The sequence below is a fragment of the Pseudoduganella rivuli genome, assembly GCF_009674485.1.
GTDB lineage: Bacteria > Pseudomonadota > Gammaproteobacteria > Burkholderiales > Burkholderiaceae_D > Rugamonas > Rugamonas rivuli_B.
In genome coordinates, this window is sequence record NZ_WKJJ01000045.1 from 1 (window position 1) to 13701 (window position 13701).

General features: G+C 67.1%; 9 protein-coding genes. 2 read left to right on the plus strand and 7 right to left on the minus strand.

The window, feature by feature from the left end; all coding sequences use genetic code 11:
* Positions 1 to 166: 166 nt before the first annotated feature.
* Positions 167 to 1174 carry an NADP-dependent oxidoreductase gene (locus tag GJ700_RS34300; RefSeq protein ID WP_154382644.1) on the minus strand — a complete coding sequence of 336 codons (1008 nt, stop codon included), beginning with the start codon at positions 1172 to 1174 and terminating at the stop codon, positions 167 to 169.
* Positions 1175 to 1285: 111 nt separating this feature from the next.
* Here GJ700_RS34300 and GJ700_RS34305 point away from each other — a divergent pair, with 111 nt between their 5' ends.
* Positions 1286 to 2179, plus strand: a complete 894-nt coding sequence (locus tag GJ700_RS34305; RefSeq protein WP_154382646.1) for a LysR family transcriptional regulator — start codon at positions 1286 to 1288, stop codon at positions 2177 to 2179.
* Here the strand turns inward: GJ700_RS34305 and rph are convergent, their stop codons facing one another.
* The 3 genes from rph to GJ700_RS34320 are packed head-to-tail and all read right to left on the minus strand — an operon-like array spanning position 2180 to position 4902.
* A complete protein-coding gene (gene rph / locus GJ700_RS34310) occupies positions 2180 to 2911 on the minus strand; it encodes a ribonuclease PH (protein WP_154382648.1) in 732 nt (243 codons plus the stop codon).
* Positions 2901 to 3887, minus strand: coding sequence for a PP2C family protein-serine/threonine phosphatase (locus GJ700_RS34315; protein ID WP_154382650.1), 987 nt, complete (start codon positions 3885 to 3887; stop codon positions 2901 to 2903). Before GJ700_RS34315 ends, rph begins: the two co-directional genes overlap by 11 nt.
* Before the next feature lie 19 nt (positions 3888 to 3906).
* Positions 3907 to 4902 (minus strand): serine/threonine protein kinase, encoded by a 996-nt coding sequence (locus GJ700_RS34320; protein WP_154382652.1) that lies wholly within the window; start codon positions 4900 to 4902, stop codon positions 3907 to 3909.
* A gap of 96 nt (positions 4903 to 4998) precedes the next feature.
* Between GJ700_RS34320 and GJ700_RS34325 the strand changes: the two genes are divergently transcribed.
* Entirely contained in the window at positions 4999 to 5889 is an 891-nt protein-coding gene (locus GJ700_RS34325) for a YicC/YloC family endoribonuclease (protein ID WP_154382661.1), read from the plus strand.
* 32 nt (positions 5890 to 5921) lie between these two features.
* Here the strand turns inward: GJ700_RS34325 and GJ700_RS34330 are convergent, their stop codons facing one another.
* The 3 genes from GJ700_RS34330 to GJ700_RS34340 all read right to left on the minus strand — a co-directional run.
* A complete protein-coding gene (locus tag GJ700_RS34330; RefSeq protein ID WP_195764109.1) occupies positions 5922 to 7577 on the minus strand; it encodes a ShlB/FhaC/HecB family hemolysin secretion/activation protein in 1656 nt (551 codons plus the stop codon).
* Between the two features lie 8 nt (positions 7578 to 7585).
* Positions 7586 to 11896: a beta strand repeat-containing protein gene (locus GJ700_RS34335; protein ID WP_154382656.1), complete on the minus strand. Its 4311-nt coding sequence runs from the start codon at positions 11894 to 11896 to the stop codon at positions 7586 to 7588.
* A 1-nt stretch (position 11897) separates the two neighbouring features.
* Positions 11898 to 13701, minus strand: a 1804-nt coding sequence (locus GJ700_RS34340; protein WP_154382659.1) for a CHAT domain-containing protein, incomplete at its 5' end; no start/stop codon positions are given.

The following is a 13701-nucleotide window of genomic DNA, read 5'->3' on the forward strand; positions in this document are numbered from 1 at the left end:
TCAATTCAATCGACGTAAAATGAGTTTGAGCCGTTTGCATGATGATCCCCTTATTTGGATTGGTTAGCACCTCCAGTTTAGGAAATCGTTATGCCGACGGCTCTTTCTTTTACATCATAGGTTCTACCGGAGTACAGCGCGCCACAGCAGGAACCTACGTGGCCGATTACGCCACCTTCAGCACCAGCTTGCCATTGTTATCGCCCGAGAACAGCTTGTTAAACGTGTCCGGGAACGTTTCAATCCCCGTCACCACGTGTTCACGGGTTTTCAGCTTGCCGGCGGCGATCCAGCCGCCCATGGCCGTGATGGCTTCCATCGCACGCGGGTAATAATCGGCCACCATCACACCGCGCATCGTGGCGCGCTTGACCAGCAATTGCAGGTAATTGGCCGGGCCCTGCATCGCTTCCTTGTTGTTGTATTGCGAGATCGCACCGCAGATCACGATGCGGGCGCCATGGGCCAGGCGCATCAGCACGGCGTCGAGGATGGCGCCGCCCACGTTATCGAAGAACACGTCGACACCGTTCGGGGCCAGGGCTTTCAGGGCTTCCGCCACGTTGCCCTGCTTGTAGTCGATGGCCGCGTCGAACCCCAGTTCTTCGGTCAGGTAGCGCACCTTGTCCGCGCCGCCGGCAATGCCGATCACGCGGGCGCCATTGATCTTCGCGATCTGCCCCACCAGCGCACCGACCGCACCGGCCGCGCCGGACACCACCACCGTATCGCCGGCCTTGGGCTGGCCCACGTCCAGCAAGCCGAAATACGCGGTCAGGCCCGGCATCCCCAGCGCACCGAGGAACAGCGGCAGCGGCGCCAGCGACGGGTCGACTTTCGTCAATCCCTGGCCGTTCGAATACGCGTATTCCTGCACGCCCAATAAGCCCGTCACATGGTCGCCCACGGCAAAGTTCGGATGTTTTGACGCCACCACCTTGCCGGCCGCGATGGCGCGCATCACATCGCCCAGCGCCACTGGCGGCATGTACGACTCTTTACTCTCGTTCATCCAGCCGCGCATGGCGGGATCCAGCGAAATATAGTGCACTTGCACCAGCACTTCACCGTCCTGCACGTCGCGCAGCGCTTCCGTGGCGAAGTCGAAATCAGCGGCTTGCACGGCGCCCTGCGGACGGCGGATCAGGCGGAATTGGCGGTTGGTGGCGGTCATTTTGCAGTTCCTCACGAAGTGGTCGATGCACAGCAGTGTACGCCGCCCATCGTTGCCTGATAAGCTGGCAATACATCACAATATTGTTGACCAAACCGGAACAATCATCCCATGCACACCCTGAATCCCCAGCGGCTGGCCATCTTTGCCGCCATCATCCAGGCCGGCAGCATCAGCGCCTGCGCGCAGCGCCTCGGCTGCGGCAAGTCCGTGGTGTCGCGCCAGCTGGCCAGACTGGAAGAGGAACTGGGCGCGCGCCTGATCCAGCGCTCCACGCGCCGCCTGGCGCTGACGGAAATCGGCGAACTGGTGTTGCGCGAAGCGCAGCGCATCGAACAGGCGCTGGCCAATGTCGAACAATTGAGCGGCCAGTACCAGGACCAGCCGCGCGGCGTGCTGCGCGTGTCGTGCTCGATGGCGGGCCGCAAATTGCTGGTGCCGTTGCTGGCGGAATTCACGGCGCGCCATCCGCAAGTGAAGGTATCGCTGCAACTGGACGACCGTATGACGGACTTGATCGCGGAACAGATCGACGTGGCGATCCGCACGTCCAGCCTGGTCGATTCCACGCTGGTGGCGCGCAAGCTGAGCGACAACCCGTCCATCATCGTGGCGGCGCCTTCCTACCTGGAACGGGCGGGGATGCCGCAAGCGGTGGAAGATTTGCAGCACCATGCGTGCCTGCTGTACGCCGTGGGGAGCCGCGTGTACGACGAATGGGCGTTCATGGGGCCGGACGGTCCGTACACGCTGCGGGTCGACGGCCCGCTGCAAATGAATGACGGGGGTTCGCTGGTGACGGCTGCCGTGGGCGGCGCGGGCATCATCAAGGTGCCCGCGCCGCTGGTGCGCGACGAAGTGGCGGCGGGCTTGCTGGTGCCGCTGCTGCCGGACGTGGCGCTGCCGCCGGGACCGTCGAATTACGCCGTCTATCCGGCGCGCGCATTCTTGGCGCGCAAGACGGCGGCGTTCATCGCGTTCTTACAGGAAAAGATGACCCGGTAATCAGGCCAGTTCCAGCACCTGCTTCTGCAACGTGATCAAATCGGCAATCCCCGCCTGCGCCAGGTCCAGTAAACGGTTCATGCGCTCGCGGTCGAACGCCGCGCCTTCCGCCGTGCCCTGCACTTCAATAAAGCCGCCCGCATCCGTCATCACCACGTTCATGTCGGTGTCGCAGCCGGAATCCTCCACGTAGTCGAGGTCCAGCACCGGCACACCCTGGTACACGCCGACGGAAATCGCCGCCACGAAGTGTTTCAGCGGCACGGCCGGCAGCGCGCCCTTCGCCACCAGTTTGGACAGCGCGTCATAGGCCGCCACCATGGCGCCCGTGATCGATGCGGTGCGGGTCCCGCCGTCGGCCTGGATCACGTCGCAGTCCAGTTTCAAGGTGCGTTCGCCCAGCGCATCGAGGTCGAACGCCGCGCGCAGCGAGCGGCCGATCAGGCGCTGGATTTCCTGCGTACGCCCGCTTTGCTTGCCCTTGGCCGCTTCGCGGTCCATGCGGGTGTGCGTCGAGCGGGGCAGCATGCCGTATTCGGCCGTCAGCCAGCCGCGCCCTTCGCCCTTCATGAAGCCGGGCACTTTTTCCTCGACGCTGGCGGTGCAAATCACCTTGGTATCGCCGCATTCGATCAGGACGGAACCCTCCGCATGCTTGGTGTAGTTGCGCGTCAGGACAACCTTGCGCAACGCATCGACTGGGCGGCCGCTCGGGCGGGATTCAAATGTCATTGGATGGATCTCTCTTCGTTAATAATTGCGTGGATTTTTCTATGGCGCCGCGGATTTCCGCGATCGCCCGCTCGATTTCATCGTCGTCGAAGACGTCGGCCTCCGCGCTCGCTTGCTGCGCGGCCTGCGCCTCGGCGCCCAGGATGGTGGAATTGACCTGGTCTTCGGCCAGCATTTCCGTGGAAATCATCGACGCGCTGGTACCGGGCAAGGCGGAAGGGATGCCATCGGCAGCGGTGCTGCCCTGCCACATGATGGCCAGCGCGGTGGCATTATCGCTGGCGGCGCCACCGCTGGCCACCGCCTGGCGCAGCATGTCGGGCACCGCGCGCACCACGGTTTGCGTCAGCAGGCGCTGCGCCATGTCTTCGTCGGCCAGTTCATTCCACAGGCCATCCGAGCATAATAGCATCACGTCCCCCGGCAGCAGGCTGGCGCGGCGCGAGATCTCGACCTTGGGCAGGCTCGACGCGCCCAGGCAGTTGTACAGCTTGTTGCGGTCCGGATGCGTGGTGCGCTCGGACGGCAGCACCAGTCCTTTGGCGATCAGGTTTTCCACGTGCGAGTGGTCGCGCGTGCGCGCCAGCACCTGGCCGCCCCGCATCCAGTACAGGCGCGAATCGCCGCAATGGGCCCACATCGCCAGGTTATGCTGGATCAGGCAAGCCACCACGGTGGTGCGCGGCGTGTCCGGCAAATTGTGCATGGCCTTGTAACGGTGGATTTCCTGGTGCGCCGCCATGAACGCCTCTTCCAGGAAGCGCTCCGGCATTTTCACGTACGGCGTGGCCTGTTCCTGGAACAGGCTTGATATGGTTTGCAACGCGATGGTGGCGGCGACTTCGCCCCGCAGGTGCCCGCCCATGCCATCGGCCAGCACCAAGAGCAGCGCGTCGCGTGTAAAACTGTAGCCCATGCGGTCCTGGTTCACCTTGCGGCCGCCGATCTGGCTTTCCTGGTACACGGAAAATTGCATAAACCTGCTCCTTCCTGCCTTACGGATGCAGCGTGGTTTGGGCCGCATCCTTTTTTCGCGTCAGCCGCCCGAACAGGCCCCGCACCTGCCCGCCCAGCTTTTCCAGGGCGCCCGGTTCGGCCGGCGGCTGCGCCAGCGGAATTTGCAACACTTTCTGGATTTCAAACAGGCTTTGCGGCCGCGCCAGCGGGTCGACTGCCAGCGCGCGCCGCACCAGGTCCACCAGTTCCGGCGTGTAGTGGCCATCCAGTTTGGCAAAGTGCTCGGCCATCTTGTCTTCCTTGCGGCGCTGGTCGGCCGGCTGCGGCGGCGAGCCCACCATGCAGGCAAACATGGCCGCGCCTATGCTGTAAATGTCGGTCCAGGGGCCCAGCGGTTCAGTTTTCACATACAGTTCCGGCGGCGCAAAACCCGGCGTGTACATCGGCGTCAGCATCGGCAAATCATTGTTGACGGTTTGCCGCGCGGCGCCAAAGTCCAGCAGCATCGGCGTGCCATCGGTGCGCAGGTAGATATTGGCAGGTTTTAAATCCAGATGCAGCAATTTGCTGGCGTGTACTTCGCGCAAACCCTTGACCACTTGCAGGAAGATCTGGCGGATGAACGCTTCGCCGAGCCGGCTGCCCTTGGCGCGCTGGCGCTGGATCTGTTCCTGCAGCGAATGGCCCGACTCATAGGCCATCACCATGTAAACTGTCTCATTTGCGCGAAAGAAATTTAGCACCCTTACAACATTGGGATGCGAAATGCGGGCCAGCGCGCGCCCCTCTTCAAAGAAGCATTTCAAGCCGATGCGGAACACGGGCAGGTTGGCTTTCGCTATGACGGGCGCCAGTTCGCCCGGCTGGCGCAGCGCCAACGAGCTGGGCAGGTACTCCTTGATGGCGACAGCGTTGCCTTCCCCGTCGTAGGCGAGGTAAACAATACTGAACCCGCCGGACGCAATTTTCTTTACAATGCGATATCCAGCAATTTCCAGCCCTTCCGGCAACGGGGCGTTGTTCTGTGCAGCCATAGGATTTCCTCGCCTCAACATCTGGATTGTGTGAAGAAATCGCAGTTTTTGTAAAGATTAAAAAAAGATCGGGGAGATCCATTGAGCATTTCCAGCATGACGGGCTACGCAGTCGCCACCAGCGAAAGCGCGGCCGGGACACTGACCATCGAAATCAAAAGCGTCAATTCGCGTTTTCTTGACCTGCAGTTTCGTATCAACGACGATTTGCGCGCGCTCGAACCCGATTTACGCTCTGCGATCATGGCCGCCATCACGCGTGGCAAAGTGGAATTGCGCCTGAGCTTTGGCCGCAAGGCTGCCGCGGCCGGCACGCAGGCATTGAATACCCAGTTGCTGCAAGAGTTGTCACGTTTGCAAGGCGAAGTCGCGTCGCATTTCCCCCAGGCGCCGCAAATGACTGTGGCGGAATTGCTGCGCTGGCCCGGCATGGTGGAGGAAGCACAGATCGGTCAGGAAACCCTGCAAGCGGACGTGGCGGCGCTGATGCAACGCACGTTAGGCGCCTTCGTCACCAGCCGCCAGCGCGAAGGCGCGGCGCTGGAAGCCATGCTGGTGTCGCGCATCGAATCGATGGAAGCCATCGTCAAACGCATCACGCCGCTGATTCCACAAGTGGTGGCGCAATTCCAGCAAAAAGCCGTGGAACGCATGCAGGAAGCGCTGGGCATCGCGTGCCAGAGTTCGAACACCAGCCTGTCGCGCCAGGATGCGCTGGAACGCATCCGCCAGGAAGTCATCCTGTACGGTATCCGCATCGACGTGGCCGAGGAACTGGGCCGTCTGTCGGCGCACCTGACGGAAACCCGCCACATCCTGAAAAAAGGCGGCCAGGTCGGCAAGCGCCTGGACTTCATGATGCAGGAATTGAACCGCGAAGCGAACACGCTGGGCGCCAAGGCGTCCGTCAAGGAATTGGCGGACGCGTCGATGGAACTCAAATTGCTGATCGAGCAGATGCGCGAGCAGGTGCAAAACCTGGAATAAGCCGCGCCGGCCGCCGCCCCCTGCGGCGGCCGTCAGAACTTGTAGCTCACCTGCAGGTGCACACCCTGGTCCTGCAGCGTCGCCCCGCCCGGCAACGCCACGCTGTGGCGTAATTTTCCCGCCACCGCCAATTCCGCCAGCACGCCATGCCAACGCAGGCGTCCCGCCACCCCGGCCGACGCCAGGGTGGCCCCCGTCTCGCCGACGTTATGCGCGCGGCCGATATCGACAAACGGACGCAACGCCAGGCCGCGCGACGCTTCATTGAGCAAGGGGTAATCCAGTTCCAACGTGGCGGTCGCGCCATTGTCGCGCACCAGCTGGTTTTCACGGAAGCCGCGCACGGTGGCGGCGCCGCCCACCGCCATCGCGTCCAGCGCCAGTAAATGGTCGTGCGTTCCCTGCAGCGCGGCGCGCACCACCAGCTCGGCGCCATTGTCCAGCACCTGGCGGCCATACTGGGCCTGGGCTTGCCAGATCCGGAACCGGCGTCCAGCCGCGCCGTTGGGCGGCAGGCCGGCGATCTGTTGCAGGTTGTTGCCGCCGCCGATATACGTGACGCGCAGCGCCAGCACCTGGCTGGTGGAACGCCGCACATAGTCGGCCCACAGCCGCCACAGCGTTTCCCTGGTGCGGCCATCCGGTTCGCCTGGCGTGAACGAATACGGCTGCCCCAGCAGCCAGGTGCGGTTCACGCGCCAGGTGCGGTTGACGCCTAGTTCGGCTTTCTGCCCCAGGGTATTGATGAACGCATGGGACAGGCCGATGTCGGAACTGTCCAGCCGGCTGTGAATATCGAGTTCGCGCGCCGGTTCCTCGGTGACCGACGACGCGCCCCGGTCGAGCGCCGCCGTCAGCGCCGTGCCGCCCTGGCCCAGCGGCATGCGCCAGCCCAGCGTGCCGCGCGCACCGCGGCCACGGCCCAGCGGCCCCTGCAAGCTGGCGTCCAGCACATCGCCCTGCCCGCTCAGATTGCTGATGGAGCCGTTCAGGCCCAGGGCATTGGCGCCGATCGCCACCGGCCGGTGGTTATTGGCAAACACCGCCAATTGCCAGGGCCGAGCCCGCGCCACGTCGACGTCGAGAATGGCTTCGCCCAGCCGCGCGCCGGGGAGCATGCGCGCATGCATGCGCTCGAACAGCGGATCGGACAGCAGCAGCTGGAAGCGCTCGCGCAACGCGTCGAAATTCAGCGCCTGCTGCGCATCGGGCTGCAGGCGGCGGCGCACGTAGGCTTCGTCGAGCCGCTCCATGCCGCGCAGGCGGATGTGCGTCAGGCGCCCTTCCACCACCGTGAAGACCAGCTGGCCATCGGCGATCTCGCGCGGCGACTGCACGCCGGAATTGACGTAGCCGCGCTCGACGTACAGGCGGCTGAGCCGCTGGCGCAGGCTTTCTATCTCCGCCAGGCTGACTTGCCGGCCCAGGTACGGCGCCGTCAGCGCCGCCAGATCGGATTCGGCCAGCACGGTATTGCCGCGCACGTCGATGCGGCGCAGGGTCACCTGCGCGTCGGTGGCGTCGGCTGCGCCGGCGGCCGGCGCCGCAGGTACCGGCGGCAACGCAAACGGCTGCGCGCTGACGGCGTCGGCGGGCGCTTGCTGCGCCATGGCGGCCCCAGGCCCCAGCAGCAGGCTGGCGATAGCTGCCGCCGCGGCGCTGCGCTGCGTGCGGAGATTGCGGCTCATGATGCGGCTCATAAGCACCCCCGTCCGCCCAGCATGGCCAGGCCCGGCGCCGCGTCCGGCGCGCCGGCGGGCGGCGCGCCATCGAGCAGCGACCGCGCGGAACGCGGCAAGCCGCCGCGCCCCACCGCCGCCAGCGAACTGCCGCCGCTGGTCTGGCAGGGATTGCGTCCCAGTCCGCCGCTGTCGATGAAGCCGGCATGCAGGCCGGCCATGCTGGACGACAAATCCAGCAGCGGGCTGGCCAGCGTGATCGCGCCGCTGACGCCGGTCGGCGCCGCCGCCTGGATCACGTTGTAACTGAACACATCGGCGCGGAACGCCAGCGGCGTGGCGCCGCCGGCAAACAGCGTGCCGCCGCTGGCCAGCAGCAGGCGCACGTCGATATTCACCAGGCCGCCCTGCGCATCGGCGGCCGCGGTATTGGCCTGGATGAAGCCGGTGTTCATGAACAGGCTGTGGCTGCGCACGCCGATATTGCCGCCGTTGCCGGACGTGCCGGTCACCGAGGTGGTGATCAGCGCATGGTCCAGCGTGACGGCGCCGTTGCTGTCGATGGCGATGGCGCCGCCATTGCCCTGGTTGGCGCTGGTGCTGATGCTCGATTGTTTCAAGGTCATGCGGTCTGCGATGTGCAAGGCGATGGGACTGGCGGCGACGTTGCCGCCGGCCGTGGTGGTAATGGCGGCACCGCCATCCATTTGCAGCAACGGCGCGGCGATGGTGATCGAACCGGGCACGATGGCGGCGGGCTCCGCCACGACGGCCTGGCTGCTGGCGTCAATGCTGGCGCCGCCGCCGAGCGTGACTGCGCGCGCCGCCGTGATGCCGATGTTGCCGCTCCGGCCAAGCGAACCCTCCGCCGCCTCGGCCCGGATCTGCGCGCCGTCGCCCTGCATGCGCAGGGTGCCGGCATCGATCGCCACCGCGCCCGCGCTGCCGGCGGAAGCGGTGAACGCCAGGATCTTGCCCTGTTCCAGCGCCAGCGTCCCGGCCACCTTGATATCGATGCGGCCGCCGTTGCCGGTGCTGGCGTTGCCATCGATATTGCAGCAGGCCGACGTCGAGACCTGGCCGCTGTATGTGGCGGCGCCTGCCGCGCCCACGGTCATGTCGTTGGCCACGATGGAAATCGATCCCGCGTCGCCATTGCCGAGGGTCTTCGACTCCACCCGCCCGCCGCCATAATCGGCGCCGCCGATGGTGATGGTGTCGGCCGCCAGCGACACCGCGCCGGCGGCGCCGGCCGTGCGCGTATTGGACGAAATGCGCGCGCCATTGAGCACCGACAAGTCACCGCTGGCGCGCACCGTCACGCTGCCCGGGCTGCCGGACTCCCCTGTCCAGCCATAGGCATCGCTGCCGATCCTGGCCCAATGGTCGAGCACCTGGTCCAGCCGGATGCTGGCCGCGCTGACCGTGACGCTGCCGGGCGCACCGCTGCCATTGGCTGCGCTGGAAATCGTGCCGCCGTCCATGGCCAGCGCGCCCGCCACGTTGACGGTGACCGCGCCGGCTCTGCCGCTGCTGCCGAACGCGGCATCGCTGCCGATGCCGGGTGCGTCTTCGGCCATGCTGTCGGTTCCCATGCGCAAGGCGCCTGCCGCCACCTTGACGGCGCCGGCGTTGCCCGCGCCCGACGTCAGCGAATTGATGGCGACGCTGTTACGCAGTGTCAGCGTGCCGCTGGCGACGACGTCGACGCCGCCGGCATTGCCGCTGCTGTCTTCCCAGGTGCTGCTGGAAATTCGCGTCATGCCTTCGGCATCGAAGAAGCCGTCGGGGGTGGCCCGGTCCAGCATGATGCTGGCGGCGCGCACCTTGACGCTGCCGGCGTTGCCGGCGGCATAGGTATCGGCGGCGATGCGCGCGCCGCGATACATCTCCAGCGCACCGGTCACGCTAACGTCGACACTGCCGCCGGCGCCACTGCTGCCGGCAGCGGCATCGCTGGCAATATAGGTGCCGTTCCCCGAGATGGTCAGGTCGCGTGCGCTGACCGTGATGCTGCCGCCATTGCCGGCGCCATTCGCGTTCGATGAAATGATGCCGCGCCGCAGCAGCGACAGCGTGCCGGCCGCTGTCACGCTGATGGCGCCGCCATTGCCTTCGTCCAGGCTCTGGCTGCTGATGCCGGTGACGCTATAGTCGTGGCCATTGGCGTAACGGGAACTGTACTTGCCGTCGATCAGGATGTCGCCGGCGCTGATCCTGATATCCCCGCCAGGCCCGCCGCCCTGGTTATCGGTGGCGATCAAGCCATTGTTGACGATCTTCAGCGGGCCGCTCACGCCGATATCGATGCTGCCGCCGCTCGGGCCATAGTTGTTGGCCATGATCCCGGTCGGCGGTTCGTTGGCCAGCGTTTCATTCTGGCCATCCACGGTCAGGCTGGCGGCCCGCACCACGACGGCGGCGCCAACGCTGCCGCCGCTGACGGCAGAGACCGTGGCGCCATGCTCGATGCGCATGTCGCCGGCCACGTCGATTTTCAGCGTGGCGCCGGTGCCAGCGCCGTTGGTGTCGGCCATGATGCCGGTGGGCACCGGCGCGCAATCGCAGCCCGTCAATGCCAGCGTGCGCGCCGTCACGCTCACGTCGCCCGCCTTGCCATGACCCCAGGCGCTGGTGATCACCCTGGCGCCGTTGCGAATCGCGATGGCGTCTTCCGCGGCCAGGCTGATGTTGCCGGCGTCGCTGCCGTCTTTGCTGGCCAGCGCACTGACCATGGTCGCCCGATGGATGGCGCCACTGTCGCTGCTGTCGCCGTCGATGGCGATGGTTTGGGCGCGCAAGGCCACCGAACCCGCATTGCCGCTCCCATAGCTGTCGGCGCGTATGCTGGCGCCATTGAACACCGACAGGGCGCCGCCAGCCTGGACGGCAATGGCGCCGCCATTGCCGCCGCTGCCCGACGCGGCAACGGTCGTGATGGCAGCGCCATTGCCGTCCAGCGTCACATCGCCACCGGCGCGCACGGTAACGGCGCCGGTATTACCCTTGCCCAGGGTCACCGAGCGAATCTGCGCCCCGTCATACGCCTCGACCGCGCCGGCCGCCGTGACCGACACCGGGCCGGCATGGCCGCTACTGCCAGCGGCGGCATTGCTCTCCAGCTCCGCCACCTTGCCGCCGCCATCGAGATGCACGTTAGCGGCGCCGATGGCCAGCGCGCCGGCGTCGCCGGCGCCAAACGTGGTGGAACCAATGCGCGCCGCATGGACGTCGACCTTGCCCCGTACCGCAAGCGTCACATCGCCGGCGCGGCCGCTGCTGCCCGGTTCGGTAAAAGTTGCGATGCGGGTATCGGCGCCATCGCTGCCCGCGTCCACCGTGACGGCGCCGGCATCGATGCGCAGCGCCCCGCCGGCGCCGTCACCGGCGGTACTCGAACGCAGCATGCTGCCATTGAGCACCGACAGGCTGGATGCGGCCGACACCGTGACGGCGCCGGCATCGCCGTTCCGCGGCGCCCGCGTATGGATGGTGCTGGCGCCATCGAGGGTCACGCTGCCGGCGCTGACGGTAATGGCGCCGCCGGCCGTGGCCTGCGCCGCGTGGTCCATCAGCAGCGCGCCGGCCAGCGCCGGCAAGGGGCCGGACAAGGGCACGCTCACCGCCCCGCCCGATGCGTCGCCGCCGACCGCCGCCATGCGGATGCCGCCGCCCTGGCTGGCCAGGCTGGCGCTGTCGAGCGTGACATCGCCGCCCGCCACGCTCAGCGCGCCATCGGTCGTGGCGAGCCGGGCGCCGTCGACAATCGCAATGGCGGCATGGCTGGCGCCGAGGAAACCAAAGGCTTCCGGCGCGGCGCTGGAAAACGTGCTGGCTTGCTTCAGGCCGGCGTGGAAGCGGCCGTCGCCGAACTGCACGTAATCGGCGGTGGCGGCGTGGAAGGCGCCCGGCACGTCAATCGCGGCGCCGGCGCCAAACGTCACGCCGGCCGGATTGATGAAATAAAACGCCGGCGCACCGCTGGCGGCTTCCAGCGCGATGCGGCCATTGATCTGCGACGGCGTGCCGCCCGTGACGCGGGTCACCACGTTGGCGATGCCGGCCGTGCTGGTACTGAATGTGGCCGATTCGCCGCCGGCCAGGTTGAAGGCCTCGAAGCTGTGGAACAGGTTGGCGCCGGACAGCTTGCCCAGGCTCTGCGGGATGCGGTATGCCGGCCCGCTCAGGGTTTGCGCCGGCAAGCCCAGGCTGGCGTCGGTGCGGATTTGCGCCACGCCGTCGGCGCAGATGCCGGCCAGCGCGGCGGCCAGCAAGGTCAGGCGCAAAGTCGGTTGCACCGCGCCGCGTGCATGAAAGTGGAAAGCCATGTCAGAGCCAGTTGCCTATCAGGGAAAACGGCGCCCAGTACAGCGGATGGGCGTATTCGGCGGTACGTATCAAGTCAAGCTGGGCCTGGCGCAGCGCCTGGGTCTTGCTCAGGCGCCGCTGCTTCAGGCCACGGTAAAACTGCTGCATCAACTGGACTGCCGCCTCATCGTCGACCGGCCACAGCGTACCCAGCACGCTTTTCGCGCGGGCCTTGATGGCGGCGCCGGAAATGCCCAGCGGGGCGCGGTCATTGCCTTCGGCGGTCTCGCACGCCGACAGGGTCAGCAACTCGATCGGATGGCGCCGGAACTGTTCGCCCGACAGCAGGGTTTGCAGCCGGTCCAGGGTCAGCAAGTCGTCATAGGCCAGCACGAAACTGGCGTCGGCGCTGCCGCCGAAGATGCCGTGCGAAGCCACGTGGACAATGCTGTAGTCGCCCGAGCCGGCCGCCTGGCTGAACGCCGACACGGAAAAGCGCTCGTCCAGCAAGGCCACGCCCGGCAGCAACGCGCCCACCGCCGCCACTTCCCGCTCCACGCCCGGCAGCGCCAGCGCGGCCCGCATATCCTGCACCAGGCGCTCGCCGGATGCGCCGGCCGGCATGACCGGCGCGCGCAGCATGCGGCCCTGGGCCACGCCGCTCCCACCGACATTGCGCGCCAGGTCGCGCGCCAGCCGCTTGCCTGGCGCGGTCAGCATCAGCTTGTCCACCACGCCGCCGAACTGCGCGGCGCCCGCCACCAGCGACGCATCGCCGGCGGCGGCCGGTGCACCGGTGTTGGTCATCGACAGCCCGGTGACGGTGCTGATGGCGTAGCGTTCGATCGCGAACCGGCTGCCGTCGTGCAGCGCGCCAATGGGCACCAGGCGCAAGGCGCCGTCCGGCACCACCACCAGCGTATCGATATGTCCGGCCGCAGCGGCGGCGTCGATCGGACGCAGCAGCCAGTCATACAGGCTGCGCGCCGCCGCCTGGTAGCCGGAGTCGCCGTTGCGCAGCGCGCGGGCAAAGGCGGTGGCCGTGGCGCGCACATCGGCGCCGTCCACCTTGCTGGTGTATCGGGTAATGCCGCCGGCGGTTTCCAGCAACAGTTCGGTGCGGCCGGGGAAAATCAGCGGATACAGCACCGCCGTGCCGGCCGGAATGACGGTCGGGCTGCCGCCTTTGACGCTGTCGGTGGCGCAGCGGTCGCCCAGGTAATCCTGCAGCTCCGACTGCTTGATCAGCTCCGCCGCGTCGCGCGCGCGGCGCAGGTAATCGCCGGCCGCCGCGGGTGCGCCATCGGCCGCTTGCAGCAAGGCGTCCGCCAGGCCCAGGTAGATCGGCTCGAACAGGGCGCGGAACGAGGTACGGCCATCGTCGAGCTCGATCGGCATGTCGGGCCGCAGCCGCTCGAGCTGGTCGGCGGCGCGCTGGTAAGCCGCCAGCGCCGCCGCCACCCGGCCTTGCGCCTGGCTGAGGCGGGCCAGGCGCCATTCCAGCGCCACCACCAGGTCCGCCACCGCGCCTGGCGGCTGGCGCCCCGCGTGTTCCAGCGCGGCCTGGGTCAGCGCCTGTGCGGCGTCGCCCTGGCGCTGGCCTTCATACAGCTGGGCCAAGGCATCGAGCGCCTCGGCTTTCAGGCGCGAGCCATCCACCGCCAGGTCGCGGGCTTGCGCCAGGCTGCCGTAGGCCAGCGCCAGCGCCGGCGTCCCCGCCTGGGCCGCCTGGTGTCCAAGATTGAGCAGCAAGGCGGCGCGCTGCGCCGGCGCCAGGCCGGCGGCGTCGATGCGCGCGCGCATCGACGCCAGGCGCGCCAGGCAG